The sequence below is a fragment of the Streptomyces fuscichromogenes genome (assembly GCF_014645815.1).
Classification (GTDB): domain Bacteria; phylum Actinomycetota; class Actinomycetes; order Streptomycetales; family Streptomycetaceae; genus Streptomyces; species Streptomyces fuscichromogenes.
On the sequence record NZ_BMML01000002.1, the window covers coordinates 549,781 to 565,946 of the forward strand.

The following is a 16,166-nucleotide window of genomic DNA, read 5'->3' on the forward strand; positions in this document are numbered from 1 at the left end:
ACGACCACTCACTGTGACATATGGACGGTGCGTCCACCATCTGCTTATATGGACTCAGAGTTCATTAACTGCTCCTCCCGGAGAGGCGGAATCACCATGTCCGAGGACACCCAGGACACCCAGGGCGCCCGGATCGCCCGTGTCGCGCTGGTCACCGGAGCGTCCGGCGGCATCGGCCGCGCCGTCGCCGAGCGGCTGGCCGCGGACGGCACGGCGGTCGGCGTCCACTACGCCGGCAACGCCGAGGCCGCGCAGGAGGTGGTGGCCGCGGTCGAGCGGGCCGGCGGCCGCGCCGTCGCCGTCCGGGGCGACGTCGCCGACGAGGGTGAGATGGCCGAGGCGTTCGACCGGGTCGAGAAGGAGTTCGGCGGCCTCGACGTGGTCGTCCACACCGCGGGGGTGATGACCCTCGGGCCGGTCGTGGAGTTCGGCCTCGCCGACCTCGACCGGATGCACCGCACCAACATCCGCGGCACCTTCGTCGTCGCCCAGCAGGCCGCGCGCCGGGTCCGGGCCGGCGGGGCGATCATCACCTTCTCGACCTCCGTGACCCGGCTCGCCGCCCCCGGTTACGCCGCCTACGCCGCGAGCAAGGGGGCCGTCGAGGCGATGACCCTCGTCCTCGCCCGTGAGCTGCGCGGCCGTGACGTCACCGTCAACGCGGTCGCGCCCGGCCCCACGGCCACCCCGCTCTTCCTCGACGGCAAGGACGAGGAGACGGTGCGGCGGCTGGCGGCCCAGGCCCCGCTGGAGCGCCTGGGCACCCCCGCGGACATCGCCGAGACCGTCGCCTTCCTGGCCGGTCCGGGCCGCTGGGTCAACGGCCAGGTGCTCTACGCGAACGGCGGCATCGCCTGACGGCGTGCCGCGGCCGCCTCGCGCAGCGCCGTGTCCGGCAGGGCCCGAGCGGACCGGCGCGGGACGTCCCGGTGACCCGGGAGGCGGCCGCCCCTCCCGGGCGGGCGGCGCCAACTCCCGGACGGGCGCGGTGTCATGGGGTCCGGCCCGTGGTGTGATTGGTCCCGCCTCTGATGGTGTACGCCATTCGCGCGCGTTGTCTTGACCGTCCCTGAACACCCTCTTATGGTCGCGTTTACACAGGATGTCCGACGTCTCCGTTCCCCCACGCTGGAGGCACCGTGCGCGACGCGGCGACCCATGCCCGCAGGACGTTCCTGACCCGCACCGGCGCGCTGGGCGCGGCGGCCGCCCTGACGGCATGCGGACCCAGGTCCACGATCGACCTCGGCGGGGACGGCTCCGACCGCACCCTCACCGCCGTCATCGGCTACGGCAACGACGGCAGCTGGGACCCCACCCAGACGGCGTCCGCGTTCGCGACGGCCGCCAACAACCACATCTACGAGGGCCTGGCCGACACCGACCCGATCACCCGCGCCCCCTACCCGGCGCTGGCGACCCGGCTGCCCGCCGACGCCCACGCCACCACCTGGCGGTTCACCCTGCGGCCGGGCGCCACCTTCCACGACGGCAGGCCGGTCACCGCCGACGACGTGGTCTTCGTCTTCGACCGGATCCTCGACCCCGGCACCCCGACCCTCGCCCGCGGCTTCTTCGCGAGCTGGCTCAGGGCGGCCCGCAAGGTCGACACCCGGACCGTCGACCTGGTCCTCAGGTTCCCGTTCCCGGACGGGATCGCCCGCCTCACCCTCGCCAAGATCATGCCGAGGCACGTGTTCGCCCGGCCCGGCGCCTGGGACGACGCGATCAGGGGACTGGCGGTCGGCTCGGGACCGTACCGGCAGACCGGGCACCACCCGAAGTCGAACACCACCTTCGCCGCGTACGACGGCTACAACGGCCCCCGCAGAGCCGCCTTCCGGAAGATGAACTGGCTGACGATCGTCGACGCGGCCGCACGCGTCGCGCGGATCTCCGGGACCGGCGCGGGTGCCCAGATCTCCGACAACATCCCCTACGCCAACATCCCCCGCCTGGAACAGGGCGGACTGTCGGTCGGCGGCGGCGCCGGGATGAACAACCTGTTCCTGATGTTCAACACGCAGCACCCGCCCTTCGACGACGTCCGGGTCCGCCAGGCCCTGCACTACGCCGTCGACAAACGGAAGATCGTCGAGGTCGCCCTCAAGGGCCGCGGAAAACCGGCGAGTTCGTTCCTGAACGAGACCAACCCCGCCTACCGCAGGGCCAGGACGGTCTACGACCACGACCCGGACCGGGCGAAGGCGCTCCTCAGGGCCGCCGGAGTCAGCGGGCTGCACGTCGACATCCTCGCCGTCAACGTGAGCTGGCTCGTCGACTGCCTGCCCACCATCAAGTCGTCCTGGGACGCGATCGGCGTCGCCACCACCCTGTCCCCGCAGGAGACCACGGCCGTGTTCACCAAGATGGACCAGAAACAGGACTACCAGGTCGTCGCCGCCGCCTCGAACCCCAACCAGTTCGGCCTCGACGCCGACCTGATCATGCACTACAACTACGGCCCCGAGAACCTCTGGACGGGCTACGCCCGCTGGTCCGGCGACGCCGTCGCGAAGCGGCTCTTCAGGGACATGGACGCGGCCACCCGCGAACCGGACCCGGACAAGAAGAAGACGATGATCCAGGACTACATCGACGTCGTCGCCGAACAGGCCGTCCTCTACCCGCTCGTCCACAACGAGCTGATCACCGCCTGGGACCCGCGCAGACTCACCGGCATGAGGGCCCAGCCCTACCCCGGCATCAACGTCCTCACCGCCCGGTGGGCCTGACCGCATGACCACCGTCCTGCGCATCCTGCTGCGCCGCACCGCCCTGCTGGTGCCCCTGCTGCTCGGCATCGCCCTGTTCGTGTTCCTGGTGATGCGCTTCTCCGACGTCGACCCGGCGTCCGCGTTCTTCCAGGGCGCCGACCCCACCCCGCGACAACTGCACGCCTTCCGGGAGCGCAACGGCCTCCTCGACCCGCTTCCCGTCCGCTACCTCCACTTCGTCGGCGACCTGCTCCACGGCGACCTCGGCACCAGCGCCCTCACCCGCACCCCGGTCCTCGACCAGGTCGTCACCGCACTGCCGCTCACCCTCCAGCTGACCTTCCTCGGCCTCGGCATCGCCGTCGTCCTGGCGCTGGCCGGCGGTGTGACCGCGGCCGTCCACCGGGACCGGGCCGCCGACCAGGTGATCCGGGTGCTCTCCCTGGTCGGGGTCGCCGCCCCCGCCTTCTGGCTGGCGCTGCTGATGATCCAGTACCTGGCCGTGGACCGGGGCTGGTTCCCCTCCGGCGGCTACATCAACCCGGAGGACTCCGTCACCGGCTGGCTGCGGACCATGGCCCTGCCCGCCCTCGCGCTCTCCCTCCCGGTGGCCGCCCAGCTCACCCGGATCGTCCGCACCTCGGTGGTCGAGGAACTCGACAAGGACTACGTCCGCACCGCGATCGGCAACGGCCTGCCGCCGCACGTAGTGGTCGGCCGCAACGTGCTGCGCAACGCGCTCGTGAACCCTCTGACCGTGCTCGGCCTGCGGGTCGGCTATCTGCTCGGCGGCGCCGTCGTCATCGAGACCGTCTTCGCCCTGCCCGGCATGGGCAAGCTGATGATCGACGCCGTGCAGAACGGCGACCCGGCCGTGGTCCAGGGCGTCGTCCTCACCACCGCGACCGGCTTCGTCCTCGTCAACCTCGTCATCGACATCCTCTACCTCCTGGTCAACCCGCGCCTGAGGGAGGCCGCATGACGACGTCCACCCGGGCGGCCCGCCCCCGCGTACGACCGCGCGGGCCGTCCCCGCTGTCCAAGGCGGCCCTCGCCTTCCTGGCCGTGGTCGTCCTGGCGGCACTGCTCGCCCCGCTCCTCGCCCCCGACGACCCCCTCGCCCAACAGGCCCCCGTCGACGGCACCGGCCATCCCTGCGCCGCCCACTGGATGGGCCAGGACAGCCTCGGCCGGGACATCCTCAGCCGCCTGATGTACGGCGCCCGCTGGTCCCTCGCGATCGGCCTCGGCGCGACCGCCCTCGCGCTGGTCGCCGGAGCCCTCCTCGGAGTCCTCGCGGCCACCTCCCGCCCGGCCGTCGACGAGACGCTGATGCGCTGCCTGGACGTCGTGATGGCGTTCCCCGGCATCGCCCTGGCTGCCGTCCTGGTCGCCGTCCTCGGCGGCGGCATCACGGTCCTGATCTGCGCGATCGCCTTCCTGTTCACCCCGCCGGTGGCCCGGGTGGTCCGGGCGAACGTCCTCGACCAGTACGGCGAGGACTACGTCACCGCGGAACGCGTGATCGGCGCCCGCACCCCGCACATCGTGCTCCGCCACGTGGCCGTCAACTGCGCCGCCCCCGTCCTGGTCTTCTGCACGGTCCAGGTCGCCGAGGCCATCGTCTTCGAGGCGTCCCTGTCCTTCGTCGGCGCGGGCGTCCGGCCCCCCGACCCGTCCTGGGGCAGCGTCATCGCGGACGGCAAGAACATGGTCCTGACGGGCGGCTGGTGGGCGACCGTCTTCCCCGGCCTGCTGATCCTCCTCACCGTCCTCTCCCTGAACATCCTCTCCGAGGGCGTCTCGGACGCGTGGGCGTCCCCGGCACCGAAGGGGACCGGGCCGGTGGGGGCCGATCCGGTGGGGGCCGATCCGGTGGCGGCCGTCGAACGAGGAGAGGCCCTGGAGCTGCCGGGCCTGGCGGAGGCGGGGGAGCGGCTCCGAGCCATGGCCCGCCCGCTGCCGCCCCGGGACGGTCGACCGTTGCTCTCCGTGGAGAACCTGGCCATCGGCTTCGCCGACCGCCACCGGGGCGTGAACGTCGTGGACGGCATCGGCTTCGAGCTGTATCCCGGCGAAGTCCTCGGCCTGGTCGGGGAGTCGGGCTGCGGAAAGTCCCTCACGGCCCTCACGGTCATGGGCCTGCAACCGAAGACGGCCCGGGTCAGCGGGCAGATCTGGTTCGCCCCCGAAGGGGCGCGGGGCCCTGTCGAACATGCGGCCACCGCCGCGCGGGCGCGACCAGCCCCCACCCACCCGCAGCCGCCCGTCGACCTCACCACCCCCCACCGCCGCCTCCTCGGCCACGAGATCGCGATGGTCCACCAGGACGCCCTGTCCTCCCTCAACCCCTCCATGACCGTCGACGCCCAGCTCAAACAGTTGGTGAGACGCGGCGGCCACCACACCCCGGCCGAGCTCCTCGCCCTCGTCGGCCTGGACCCCGGTGGCACGCTCCGCCGCCACCCCCACGAACTCTCCGGCGGCCAGCGCCAGCGCGTCCTGATCGCGATGGCCCTCTCCCGCGACCCCCGCCTGATCATCGCCGACGAACCGACCACCGCCCTCGACGTCACCGTGCAGGCCCAGGTGATGGAACTCCTCCTCCGCCTCCGCGAGGAACTCGGCTTCGCGCTGATCCTCGTCTCCCACGACCTCGCCCTGGTCGCGGACGTCACCGACCGGGTGGTGGTGATGTACGGCGGCCGGCTCGTCGAGACCGGGGTCACCGCCGAACTGGTCGGCGCCCCCGCCCACCACTACACACGCGGCCTGCTCGGCAGCGTGCTGTCGCTGGAGTCCGGGGCCGAGCGGCTCGCCCAGATCCCGGGCGTGGTGGCGTCCCCGGCCGACTTCCCGGCGGGCTGCCGCTTCAGCGACCGCTGCCCGGCCGCGGGCGGGATCTGCCGTACGACACCACCGGCCCTCGCCGGCACCCCCACCCACACCGCGGCCTGCCACCACCCGGCCGTCGACCTGGTCGGCACGGAGGCGGTGACATGAGCGCGGTACAGCTGTCCGGCGTTCACGTGGTCCACCGGGCCCGCGGCGGCGGCCTGTTCGGCCGGGACCGGGTGTACGCGCTGACCGGCGCCGACCTCACCGTGGCGGCCGGTGAGACGGTCGGGGTGGTCGGAGAGTCGGGGTGCGGGAAGTCGACGCTCGCGAAGGTCCTGGTCGGCGTCGAGCGGCCGACCGCCGGCACGGTCTCCTGCCACGGCCGCGACCTGTGGGCGATGTCGCCGGCCGACCGCCGGTCGACCGTCGGCGCGAGCACCGGCATGGTCTTCCAGGACCCGTCCACGGCCCTCAACCGCCGCCTGCCGGTGCACCGGATCCTGCGCGACCCGCTGGACGTCCACTCGCGCGGCACGAAGCCCGAACGGGAGGAACGGGTAAGGGAGTTGATGAGCCTGGTCGGCCTGGACCGGGCGCTCGCCGAGGCGCTGCCCGGCCAGCTCTCCGGCGGCCAGCGCCAGCGCGTCGCGATCGCCCGCGCCCTCGCCCTGGACCCCGGCCTGCTGGTCGCGGACGAACCGACCAGCGCGCTGGACGTCTCGGTCCGCGCCCAGATCCTCAACCTCCTGTCGGACCTGCGCGAACGCCTGGGCCTGGCCATGGTCCTCGTCTCCCACGACATCCAGACGGTACGGCGGATGAGCGACCGGGTGATCACCATGTACCTGGGCCGGATCGTGGAGGAGACCCCGGCCGCCGATGTCACCGACCACGCCCGGCACCCGTACACCCGGGCCCTGTTCTCGGCCACCCCCGGCCTGCTCCGTCCGATCGACCCCATCCCGCTGACCGGGCCGGTCCCGTCGGCGACCCGGCCGCCGTCCGGGTGCCCGTTCCGTACCCGCTGTTGGCGGGCGGACGACGCGTGTGCGGTCCGCATGCCTGACTTCACGGCCGCGTCACGCCCCGCTCACCGCTACCGCTGTCACCATCCGTTGGAGGAGGACCAGCCGAACCACCGCCTGCCCAGGGAGACCTGATGCCCCTGCCCAGCCCGCTGACCGGTGTCGTACCGCCCGTCTGCACGCCCCTGACGCCGGACCGCGAGGTGGACGTCCCCTCCCTGCGCAGGCTCGTCGACCATCTGGCGGCGGCCGGGGTGGACGGCCTGTTCGTGCTCGGCTCGACGTCGGAGGCGGCCTACCTGACGGACCGGCAGCGCAGGCTGGTCACGGAGACGGTGGTCTCCCACGCGGCCGGCCGGCTCCCGGTGCTGGCGGGCGTCATCGACATGACGACCCCCCGGGTCCTGGACCATGTCACGGCCGTCACCGCGGCCGGCGCCGACGCCGTCGTGGTCACCGCCCCCTTCTACACCCGTACCCACCCGGCCGAGATCGCCCGCCACTTCCGCCTGGTCGCGGGCCGGTCGCCGGTCCCCGTGATCGCGTACGACATCCCGGTCGCCGTCCACACCAAGCTCCCCGCCGGCCTGGTCCTGGAGCTGGCCGCCGACGGGGTGCTGGCCGGGCTGAAGGACTCCAGCGGCGACCTGGCGGCCTTCCGCGAGGTCGTCACCGGCAGCCGCGGCCTGTCCGGCTTCAGCGCGCTGACGGGGGCCGAGCTGACCGTCGACGCGGCGCTCGCGCTGGGCGCCGACGGGGCGGTACCGGGACTGGCCAACGTCGACCCGGACGGCTACGTCCGCCTGGACCGGCTCTGCCGGGCGGGCGACTGGGAGCGGGCGCGGGCCGAGCAGGAGCGGCTGTGCGGCCTCTTCCGGATGACCGGGGCCGGGGACCCGGCCCGGATGGGCGGCAGTTCGGCGGCGCTCGGGGCGTTCAAGGCGGCGCTGCACCTGCGCGGGGTGATCGACTGCCCGGCCACCGCCGAACCCCAGGTGCCGCTGTCGCAGGAGGAGACCGAGTGCGTGGCGAAGTACCTCGCGGCGGCGGGCCTGACGTAGCCGAGGGCAGCGGCCGCACGGGGCCCGGGGACAGACTCCGGCCGAGTCTAGGCACGCAGCGCCACATCGGTGATGCGAAGCGTGAAACTTGCAGGGGCGGGGGAGCCAGGTGGGGTGAACGCGACGAACCTCCCCATCGGCTCCTGTGCCGTCGACACCCGTACCGGACAACTGGGCATCGTGATGGGCCACGAGGGCCCCTACGTGCAGTTGCGGCCGTACGGGGGAGGACGGGAGTGGGACGCGCACCCGGACGCCGTACGCGCCGCCACCCAGGCCGAGCGGCTCGGCGCGGCCACCGCCCACGCCGACGCCCGCGGCCGCGGCGAGGCCCCCTGAGACTCCCTCGCCCGACGGCCCCCCGCGGCGGCAGGGCAGAATGGGCGCATGAGCCTGTTCCGCGACGACGGCGGCGTGCCGCGCACCCGGAGACCGGGTGCGGCGGACCGGACCGTGCCGCGGCCGGGCAGGGAGGGTGCGCGATGAGTCTCTTCCGGGACGACGGCATCGTCCTGCGGACCCAGAAGCTCGGTGAGGCGGACCGCATCATCACCCTGCTCACCCGCGGACACGGGCGGGTGCGGGCCGTCGCCCGCGGGGTGCGGCGGACCAAGTCGAAGTTCGGGGCCCGGCTGGAGCCCTTCTCCCATGTCGACGTGCAGTTCTTCGCCCGCGGCAGCGAGCTGGTCGGGCGCGGGCTGCCGCTGTGCACGCAGAGCGAGACCATCGCGCCGTACGGCGGCGGGATCGTCGCCGACTACACGCGGTACACCGCCGGGACCGCGATGCTGGAGACCGCCGAGCGGTTCACGGACCACGAGGGCGAGCCCGCGGTGCAGCAGTACCTGCTGCTGGTGGGAGCCCTGCGGACGCTCGCCCGGGGCGAGCACGCCCCGCATCTCGTCCTCGACGCCTTCCTGCTGCGCTCCCTCGCCGTCAACGGCTACGCACCCAGCTTCGACGCCTGCGCCAGGTGCGGCATGCCCGGCCCGAACCGCTTCTTCTCGGTCGGCTCCGGGGGCACGGTCTGCGTCGACTGCCGGGTGCCCGGCAGCGTCGTGCCCTCGCCGCAGACCCTGGTTCTGCTCGGCGCGCTCCTTACGGGAGACTGGGAGACCGCGGACGCGGCCGAGGCACGGTACGTCCGGGAGGGCAGCGGGCTGGTGTCCGCCTATCTGCACTGGCATCTGGAGCGCGGGCTGCGCTCGCTCAGGTATGTAGAGAAGAGCTAGAGGGAGACGAGAAGCACATGGTCGTACGCGGGATCCTGGGGCGCCAGCGGCGTGAGTACCAGGCGCCGGAGCCGCACCCGTCCGGAGCCCGCCCGCCGAAGCTCCCGGGCGAGCTGGTCCCGGGCCATGTGGCCATCGTCATGGACGGCAACGGCCGCTGGGCGAAGGAGCGCGGGCTGCCGCGCACCGAGGGCCACAAGGTCGGCGCCGAGCAGGTGCTGGACGTGCTGCAGGGCGCCATCGAGATCGGCGTCCGCACCATCTCGCTCTACGCCTTCTCCACCGAGAACTGGAAGCGCTCGCCCGACGAGGTCCGCTTCCTGATGAACTTCAACCGCGACTTCATCCGCAAGTCCCGCGACCAGCTCGACGGACTCGGCGTCCGGGTGCGCTGGGCGGGCCGGATGCCCCGGCTGTGGAAGTCGGTCGCCAAGGAGCTGCAGGTCGCCCAGGAGCAGACCAAGGACAACGACCGGCTCACCCTGTACTTCTGCATGAACTACGGCGGCCGGGCCGAGATCACCGACGCGGTGCAGTCGATCGCCGAGGAGGTCAGGGCGGGCCGGCTCGACCCGTCGAAGATCAGCGAGAAGACCATCCAGAAGCACCTCTACTACGGGGACATGCCCGATGTGGACATGTTCCTGCGGCCCAGCGGCGAGCAGCGCACCTCCAACTACCTGATCTGGCAGAGCGCCTACGCCGAGATGGTCTTCCAGGACGTGCTGTGGCCCGACTTCGACCGCCGCGACCTGTGGCGCGCGTGCGTCGAATACGCCTCCCGCGACCGGCGGTTCGGCGGGGCCGTCCCCAACGAGGAGCTACTGGCCATGGAGGGCAACCAGGAGGGCAACTGACCGCCACCCGCCGTTCATGAGGGCCGTCGAGGATGCGGAAGATCCATCCTGGCCACCCCCCGGTCTCCCGCCTCTGGAACGGTCCTCATGAAGCGCGTCATCCCTGTTGTCTCCCTCGGCGCCCTGCTCCTGACCGCGCTGCCCGCGCACGCCACGGACTCCGGGCCCGGCCACCGCGACAGCTACGGCACCAAGGCCGTCTACGCCCCCGGACAGAACCCGCGGACCTACCAGCAGCCGCCCGCCGGTTACACCGCAGTCTTCACCGAGAACGTCTCCCGGCACGGCTCCCGCTCCGCCACCGACGGCGAGGACGGCGACACGATCCTCGCGCTCTGGAACCAGGCCGCGGCCGACGGCCAACTCACCGCCCGCGGCAGGAAGTTCGGCCCGGACGTAGAGGCCCTCGAAGCGGCCATGAGCGCCGTCGGCTACGGCAACCTCAGCGGCCGCGGCAAGGACGAACTCCGGGCCACCGCCGTCCGCCTGGAGAAGCGCCTGCCGGGTCTGTTCTCCTCGATCGCCGCGAACGGCGAGAAGATCGACGTCGTCAGCTCCGGCCAGGGCCGCGCGGTCGACAGCGGTACGGTCTTCGCCACCGCCCTCACCGACGCCGACCCGGCGCTGAAGGCCTCGCTCGGCACCGCGCGCGTCGACAAGAACCTGCTCTACTTCCACAAGTCGGCCGGCGGCGCCGACTACCAGAAGTGGCTGGCGAACGACGAGCGCCTCGCCTCGACCCTGAAGGCGGTCACCGACCAGCCGGCCTCGCACAGGGCGGCGGCCCGGGTCCTCGGCAGGATCTTCAAGCCGGCGTTCGTCCAGCGCATCGTGAACGGCGAGTTCGCCGCCACCGCCGACGACATCACCGCCGCCACCGCCGTCTACAACCTCTACGCCATCGCGCCCGCCATGAGCGAGGAGAGCCCGGACGGCAGGGGCTGGGACTTCGGCCGCTACCTCGCCCCGCGCGACGCGGCCTGGTTCGGCTACCTCAGCGACGCCGAGGACTTCTACGAGAAGGGCCCGAGCTTCTCCGACAGCGACATCACCTACAAGATGGCCCAGCCCCTCCTCGACGACCTCTTCAAGCAGGTCGAGGCCAAGCGCGACGGCACCAGCACCCTCGGCGCCGAACTCCGCTTCACCCACGCCGAGGAGATCATCCCGCTGGCCGCGCTGATGGGGCTGCCGGGCAGCGAGAAGGCGGCGACGCCGGGCGGGACGTACACGTACGCGAACAACCCGTGGCGCGGCGCCGAGGTCGCCTCCCTCGCCTCCAATATCCAGTGGGACGTCTACAGGAAGGGCGACGACTACCTCGTCCGCATGCTCTACAACGAGAAGGAGATCGCGTTCAAGACGGGCTGCAAGCCCGTCTCGAAGGGCAGCAGGTTCTACGACCTGAACGAGTTGGAGCGCTGCTTCGACCGAAGCTGAACCGGGCGGGGGGCGGGGTGGGGACGCTTACCGGCGCTTGCAGGGTGCCGCCGCGCCCACCCTCCCCCACTCTCGGCTTCGCTCGACCGGGGGGACCCCCATCGCCCTGCGGCACGCCTGCCCGCAGCTGGGAGGATGCGGCGGGGCAGCGCCCCGTCAGGGGCGCGGGGAACTGCGCGACCAGCCCCCACCGGGGCGCGGCCGAAGAACCGGCTCAGCCCGCGGCGCACTCCGCGCACGTACCGAAGATCTCCACGGTGTGGGCGACATTGACGTAGCCGTGCTCGGCGGCGATCGCCTCCGCCCACTTCTCGACGGCGGGGCCCTCGACCTCCACCGCCTTGCCGCACACCCGGCAGACCAGGTGGTGATGGTGCTCCCCCGTGGAGCACCGCCGGTACACCGACTCGCCCTCGGACGTGCGCAGGACGTCGACCTCGCCGGCGTCGGCGAGGGACTGGAGGGTGCGGTAGACGGTCGTGAGGCCGACCGAGTCGCCCTTGTGCTTGAGCATGTCGTGCAGTTCCTGCGCGCTGCGGAACTCCTCGACCTCGTCCAGGGCCGCCGCCACGGCTGCCCGCTGGCGGGTCGAGCGGCCCTTCACGGGCGGTCCAGCGGTCGTCACCGGTTGCCTCCTCACGTCACTGCCTCTGCCGGGCCATTGTGCCAGCCCGGATCGGGGGCGGTCAGACGCCGACCTCGTCGGCGGCCCCCCGGGTGGCCGGAATCGCGCACTCGGGCGGGTCCCCGGCGGGCCGCCGCGCGGCGGCCGCGCGGGCGCGTCGGCGGGCCAGCGGCGCGGCCAGCGCGGTCAGCAGGAGGAACGCGGCGATGGTCAGCAGCACGATGGTCGCACCGGGCGGCACGTCCTGGTAGTACGACGTCACCGTGCCGCTGATCGTCACCGTCACGCCCAGCGCCGTCGCGATCGCGAGCGTCGCGGTGAAGCTCCGGGTCAGCTGCTGGGCGGCCGCCACCGGCACCACCATCAGCGCCGACACCAGGATCAGCCCCACGACCCGCATGGCCACGGTCACGGTGACCGCCGCCGTCACCGCGGTGAGCAGGTTCAGCGCGCGCACCGGCAGGCCGGTGACCCGGGCGAACTCCTCGTCCTGGCTCACCGCGAAGAGCTGCCGGCGCAGGCCGAGGGTGACCACGACCACGAACGCGGCCAGGATCGAGATCGCGGTCACGTCGGACGGGGACACCGTCGAGAGCGAGCCGAAGAGATACGAGCTCAGGTTGGCGTTGGAGCCGCCCGGGGCGAGGTTCACGAACATCACGCCGCCGGCCATGCCGCCGTAGAAGAGCATGGCGAGGGCGATGTCGCCGCGGGTCCTGCCGTACCAGCGGATCAGTTCCATGAGGACCGAGCCGAGTACGGAGACCGCGGTCGCCATCCACACCGGCGAGGTGTTCAGCAGGAAGCCGAGGCCGACGCCGGTCATCGCCACGTGCCCGATGCCGTCGCCCATCAGGGGCTGGCGGCGCTGGACCAGGTAGATGCCGATCGCGGGGGCGGTGACGCCGACCAGGACGGCGGCGACGAGCGCCCGCTGCATGAAGGCGAAGTCGAGGAGTTCCATCAGTTCAGCAGTCCCGTGCGCTGGGGGGTGTGCTCGTGCGGGTGCACGTGGTCGTGGCCGGGGAGGGCGTGCTGGCCCACGGCCCGCGGGGGCGGCCCGTCGTGCAGGACGCAGCCGTCGCGGAGGACCACCGCGCGGTCGATCAGGGGCTCCAGCGGGCCCAGTTCGTGCAGGACCAGCAGGACCGTGGCGCCCTGGGCGACCTGTTCGCGCAGGGTGGCGGCGAGGATCTCCTGACTGGCCAGGTCGACGCCGGCCATCGGCTCGTCCATGACCAGCAGTTCGGGTTCGGCGACCAGCGCGCGGGCGATCAGCACCCGCTGGTGCTGGCCGCCCGAGAGCGCCTCGACGTTGTCCCTGGCCCGGTCCGCCATGCCGACCAGTTCCAGGGCGTGCCGTACGGCCGCGTGGTCGGCCTTGCGGAAGAGGCCGAACCGGGTGCGGGACAGGCGGCCCGAGGAGACGATCTCGGTCACGGTCGCCGGGACGCCGCCCGCGGCCGTGGTGCGCTGCGGGACGTACCCGATCCGCCACCAGTCCCGGAACGCCCTGCGCTCGGCGCCGAACAGCTCGATCTCGCCGGCGCTCACCGGTACCTGTCCGATGACCGACCGGATCGCCGTCGACTTGCCGGAGCCGTTCGCGCCGAGCAGCGCGACCACCTCGCCGCGGCGCACGGTGAGGTCGATGCCGCGCAGCACCGGGCGGCCGCCCAGTTCGGCGCGGACCCCGCGCATCGCCAGGACGGGTTCGCCGGTCGTCATCTCGTCGTCTTTCGTCATGCGGCGCCCAGCGCCTGCCGCAGGGCCTTGAGGTTGGCCTCCTGGACCGCGAAGTAGTCCCGGCCGCGGGACTTGGCCGTGATGCCCTCGATCGGGTCGAGGACGTCCGTCCGCAGCCCGGCGTCGGCGGCGATGGTCTTGGCGGTCCTGTCGCTGACGAGCGTCTCGTAGAACACGGTGGTGACGCCGTCGGCCTTGGCCATGGTCTCGAGGTCCTTGACGCGGGCCGCGCTCGGTTCCGACTCGGGGTCGAGGCCGTTGATGGCCTCCTCGGTCAGGCCGTAGCGCTCGGCGAGGTAGCCGAAGGCGGCGTGGGTGGTGATGAAGACCTTGGACTTCGTGTCCGCGAGGCCGTCCTTGAACTGCGTGTTCAGGTCGTCGAGCTTCTTCACCAGGGCCGCGGTGTTCTTCTTGTAGTCGGCCGCGTGGTCCGGGTCGGCCTTCTCGAAGGCCTTGCCGACGCCCTCGGCGACCTGGGCGTAGCGCACCGGGTCGAGCCAGATGTGGGGGTCGAGGCCGGACAGCTCCTCGTTCTTGGAGGTGTCGTGCGAGGCGGCGTGCCCGCCGACCTCGTTGCCGTGCTTCTCCAGCGTGGTCAGGGAGGCGGCGTCGATCTTCGTCTTCAGCCCGGACTGGGCGACCGCGTCGTCCACGGAGGGCTGCAGGTTCTTCAGGTAGAGCACCGCGTCGGACTGCTGGAGCATCGCCGTCTGCCGGGCGCTGATCTCCAGGTCGTGCGGCTCCTGGCCGGGCTGGGTGAGGCTGGTGACGTGGACGTGGCTGCCGCCGATCCGATCGGCGAGGTAGGCCATCGGGTAGAACGACGCGACGACGTCGAACTTGCCGGTCTGGGCCGCCGTGGCGTTGCCGCCGCAGGCCGTGAGGGTGGCTATGCCGAGTGCGGTGACGGTGGTCGCGGCGGCCGCGGGTATGAGGCCTCGTCGTACGTTCATGAGAGTCATTTTCAACAAACATGGAAACCGTTGTCAACAAGCCTGGGTGAGAGGCCGGTAAGCGATACCGATTTGGTCGAGGGGGAGCCCCCGCCGGTAACCTGAAGCATTCGCTCTGAAGCATTCTCGCTTCGTCGCCCGTCGTCGTAATGAAGAGAGCACCGTGGCCGCCGACAAGATCGACACCATCGTCAGCCTGAGCAAGCGCCGTGGCTTCGTATTCCCGTGCAGTGAGATCTACGGCGGCCAGAAGGCCGCCTGGGACTACGGACCGCTGGGTGTCGAGCTCAAGGAGAACCTGAAGCGCCAGTGGTGGCGCTACATGGTGACGTCGCGCGAGGACGTGGTCGGTATCGACTCGTCCGTCATCCTGGCCCCCGAGGTCTGGGTGGCCTCCGGTCACGTCGCCACCTTCACGGACCCGCTGACCGAGTGCACCGCCTGCCACAAGCGGTTCCGCGCGGACCACCTGGAGGAGCACTACGAGGCCAAGCACGGCCGCCTCCCGGAGAACGGCCTGGCCGACGTGAACTGCCCCAACTGCGGCAACAAGGGCCAGTTCACCGAGCCCAAGCAGTTCTCGGGCCTGCTCTCCACCCACCTCGGCCCGACCCAGGACAGCGGCTCCGTCGCCTACCTGCGTCCCGAGACCGCGCAGGGCATCTTCACCAACTTCGCCCAGGTGCAGACCACTTCGCGCAAGAAGCCGCCGTTCGGCATCGCGCAGATGGGCAAGTCCTTCCGCAACGAGATCACGCCCGGCAACTTCATCTTCCGCACCCGCGAGTTCGAGCAGATGGAGATGGAGTTCTTCGTCAAGCCGGGCGAGGACGAGAAGTGGCAGGAGTACTGGATGGAGCAGCGCTGGAACTGGTACACCGGCCTCGGCCTGCGCGAGGAGAACATGCGGTGGTACGACCACCCCAAGGAGAAGCTCTCCCACTACTCCAAGCGCACCGCTGACATCGAGTACCGCTTCCAGTTCGGCGGCAACGAGTGGGGCGAGCTGGAAGGCGTCGCCAACCGCACCGACTACGACCTGAGCGCCCACTCCAAGGCCTCCGGCCAGGACCTCGTCTACTTCGACCAGGAGGCCCAGGAGCGCTGGACGCCGTACGTCATCGAGCCCGCGGCCGGTGTCGGCCGCGCGATGCTGGCGTTCCTGCTCGACGCGTACGTCGAGGACGAGGCGCCGAACGCCAAGGGCAAGCTGGAGAAGCGCACGGTGCTGCGCCTGGACCACCGACTGGCCCCGGTCAAGGTCGCGGTCCTTCCGCTGTCCCGCAACCCCGAGCTGTCCCCGAAGGCCAAGGGCCTCGCCCAGGCGCTGCGCGGGCACTGGAACATCGAGTTCGACGACGCCGGTGCGATCGGGCGCCGCTACCGCCGCCAGGACGAGATCGGTACGCCGTACTGCGTGACCGTTGACTTCGACACCCTTGAGGACAACGCCGTCACGGTCCGCGAGCGCGACTCGATGAAGCAGGAGCGGGTCTCCCTGGACCAGATCGAGGGCTACCTCGCGGGACGCCTGCTGGGCTGCTAGGCCCGCGGCCCTTCCGCCTTTCTCGCCCACCCTCCCACCCGACTCGTCGGCCGGAGGGTGGGCGTTTCGGGTACCGGGGAGGGCAGCCGGCCGCGGAGATCCACCGGCCGGTGTCCGGCACCGCCG

At 71.8% G+C, this 16,166-nt stretch carries 15 protein-coding genes; 11 read left to right on the plus strand and 4 right to left on the minus strand.

The window, feature by feature from the left end:
- Positions 1–96 precede the first annotated feature (96 nt).
- The 10 genes from IEZ11_RS06225 to IEZ11_RS06270 all read left to right on the plus strand — a co-directional run bounded on the left by IEZ11_RS06225 (position 97) and on the right by IEZ11_RS06270 (position 11,170).
- Entirely contained in the window at positions 97–858 is a 762-nt protein-coding gene (locus IEZ11_RS06225) for an SDR family oxidoreductase (protein ID WP_189261549.1), read from the plus strand.
- Positions 859–1,139: 281 nt separating this feature from the next.
- Positions 1,140–2,735 (plus strand): ABC transporter substrate-binding protein, encoded by a 1,596-nt coding sequence (locus tag IEZ11_RS06230; protein ID WP_189261550.1) that lies wholly within the window; start codon positions 1,140–1,142, stop codon positions 2,733–2,735.
- Positions 2,736–2,739: 4 nt separating this feature from the next.
- On the plus strand, positions 2,740–3,699 hold the full coding sequence (locus tag IEZ11_RS06235; protein WP_189261551.1) for an ABC transporter permease: 960 nt from the start codon (positions 2,740–2,742) through the stop codon (positions 3,697–3,699).
- Positions 3,696–5,720, plus strand: a complete 2,025-nt coding sequence (locus tag IEZ11_RS06240) for a dipeptide/oligopeptide/nickel ABC transporter permease/ATP-binding protein (RefSeq protein WP_189261552.1) — start codon at positions 3,696–3,698, stop codon at positions 5,718–5,720. The genes IEZ11_RS06235 and IEZ11_RS06240 overlap by 4 nt, the downstream gene beginning before the upstream one ends.
- Complete coding sequence (locus IEZ11_RS06245; protein WP_189261553.1) at positions 5,717–6,715, plus strand: oligopeptide/dipeptide ABC transporter ATP-binding protein; 999 nt, start codon at positions 5,717–5,719, stop codon at positions 6,713–6,715. The genes IEZ11_RS06240 and IEZ11_RS06245 overlap by 4 nt, the downstream gene beginning before the upstream one ends.
- The gene (locus tag IEZ11_RS06250; RefSeq protein WP_189261554.1) at positions 6,715–7,641 is read left to right on the plus strand and encodes a dihydrodipicolinate synthase family protein; all 927 of its coding nucleotides are present in this window, start codon (positions 6,715–6,717) and stop codon (positions 7,639–7,641) included. The genes IEZ11_RS06245 and IEZ11_RS06250 overlap by 1 nt, the downstream gene beginning before the upstream one ends.
- 114 nt (positions 7,642–7,755) lie before the next feature.
- Entirely contained in the window at positions 7,756–7,980 is a 225-nt protein-coding gene (locus IEZ11_RS06255) for a hypothetical protein (protein WP_229712849.1), read from the plus strand.
- 143 nt (positions 7,981–8,123) lie between these two features.
- Positions 8,124–8,873 carry a DNA repair protein RecO gene (recO, locus tag IEZ11_RS06260; protein WP_189261556.1) on the plus strand — a complete coding sequence of 250 codons (750 nt, stop codon included), beginning with the start codon at positions 8,124–8,126 and terminating at the stop codon, positions 8,871–8,873.
- 17 nt (positions 8,874–8,890) lie between these two features.
- Positions 8,891–9,730, plus strand: a complete 840-nt coding sequence (locus tag IEZ11_RS06265; protein WP_189261557.1) for an isoprenyl transferase — start codon at positions 8,891–8,893, stop codon at positions 9,728–9,730.
- 87 nt (positions 9,731–9,817) lie between these two features.
- Positions 9,818–11,170 carry a histidine-type phosphatase gene (locus tag IEZ11_RS06270; protein WP_189261558.1) on the plus strand — a complete coding sequence of 451 codons (1,353 nt, stop codon included), beginning with the start codon at positions 9,818–9,820 and terminating at the stop codon, positions 11,168–11,170.
- 214 nt (positions 11,171–11,384) lie between these two features.
- Here the strand turns inward: IEZ11_RS06270 and IEZ11_RS06275 are convergent, their stop codons facing one another.
- The 4 genes from IEZ11_RS06275 to IEZ11_RS06290 all read right to left on the minus strand — a co-directional run bounded on the left by IEZ11_RS06275 (position 11,385) and on the right by IEZ11_RS06290 (position 14,494).
- The gene (locus IEZ11_RS06275) at positions 11,385–11,795 is read right to left on the minus strand and encodes a Fur family transcriptional regulator (RefSeq protein ID WP_189261559.1); all 411 of its coding nucleotides are present in this window, start codon (positions 11,793–11,795) and stop codon (positions 11,385–11,387) included.
- A gap of 61 nt (positions 11,796–11,856) precedes the next feature.
- Entirely contained in the window at positions 11,857–12,759 is a 903-nt protein-coding gene (locus IEZ11_RS06280; protein WP_189261560.1) for a metal ABC transporter permease, read from the minus strand.
- Positions 12,759–13,541: a metal ABC transporter ATP-binding protein gene (locus tag IEZ11_RS06285; protein WP_189261561.1), complete on the minus strand. Its 783-nt coding sequence runs from the start codon at positions 13,539–13,541 to the stop codon at positions 12,759–12,761. Before IEZ11_RS06285 ends, IEZ11_RS06280 begins: the two co-directional genes overlap by 1 nt.
- Positions 13,538–14,494 carry a metal ABC transporter substrate-binding protein gene (locus IEZ11_RS06290; protein WP_189261562.1) on the minus strand — a complete coding sequence of 319 codons (957 nt, stop codon included), beginning with the start codon at positions 14,492–14,494 and terminating at the stop codon, positions 13,538–13,540. The genes IEZ11_RS06285 and IEZ11_RS06290 overlap by 4 nt, the downstream gene beginning before the upstream one ends.
- Positions 14,495–14,657: 163 nt before the next feature.
- Here IEZ11_RS06290 and IEZ11_RS06295 point away from each other — a divergent pair, with 163 nt between their 5' ends.
- A complete protein-coding gene (locus IEZ11_RS06295; RefSeq protein ID WP_189261563.1) occupies positions 14,658–16,040 on the plus strand; it encodes a glycine--tRNA ligase in 1,383 nt (460 codons plus the stop codon).
- Positions 16,041–16,166: the final 126 nt, after the last annotated feature.

What these genes read in the sequence shown, in the direction of transcription:
- IEZ11_RS06225 (WP_189261549.1), top strand. Translation starts at nt 97, where the DNA reads ATGTCCGAGGACACCCAGGACACCCAGGGCGCCCGGATCGCCCGTGTC.
- IEZ11_RS06235 (WP_189261551.1), top strand. Translation starts at nt 2,740, where the DNA reads ATGACCACCGTCCTGCGCATCCTGCTGCGCCGCACCGCCCTGCTGGTG.
- IEZ11_RS06240 (WP_189261552.1), top strand. Translation starts at nt 3,696, where the DNA reads ATGACGACGTCCACCCGGGCGGCCCGCCCCCGCGTACGACCGCGCGGG.
- IEZ11_RS06245 (WP_189261553.1), top strand. Translation starts at nt 5,717, where the DNA reads ATGAGCGCGGTACAGCTGTCCGGCGTTCACGTGGTCCACCGGGCCCGC.
- IEZ11_RS06250 (WP_189261554.1), top strand. Translation starts at nt 6,715, where the DNA reads ATGCCCCTGCCCAGCCCGCTGACCGGTGTCGTACCGCCCGTCTGCACG.
- recO (WP_189261556.1), top strand. Translation starts at nt 8,124, where the DNA reads ATGAGTCTCTTCCGGGACGACGGCATCGTCCTGCGGACCCAGAAGCTC.
- IEZ11_RS06265 (WP_189261557.1), top strand. Translation starts at nt 8,891, where the DNA reads ATGGTCGTACGCGGGATCCTGGGGCGCCAGCGGCGTGAGTACCAGGCG.
- IEZ11_RS06270 (WP_189261558.1), top strand. Translation starts at nt 9,818, where the DNA reads ATGAAGCGCGTCATCCCTGTTGTCTCCCTCGGCGCCCTGCTCCTGACC.
- IEZ11_RS06280 (WP_189261560.1), bottom strand. Translation starts at nt 12,759, where the DNA reads ATGGAACTCCTCGACTTCGCCTTCATGCAGCGGGCGCTCGTCGCCGCC.
- IEZ11_RS06285 (WP_189261561.1), bottom strand. Translation starts at nt 13,541, where the DNA reads ATGACGAAAGACGACGAGATGACGACCGGCGAACCCGTCCTGGCGATG.
- IEZ11_RS06290 (WP_189261562.1), bottom strand. Translation starts at nt 14,494, where the DNA reads ATGAACGTACGACGAGGCCTCATACCCGCGGCCGCCGCGACCACCGTC.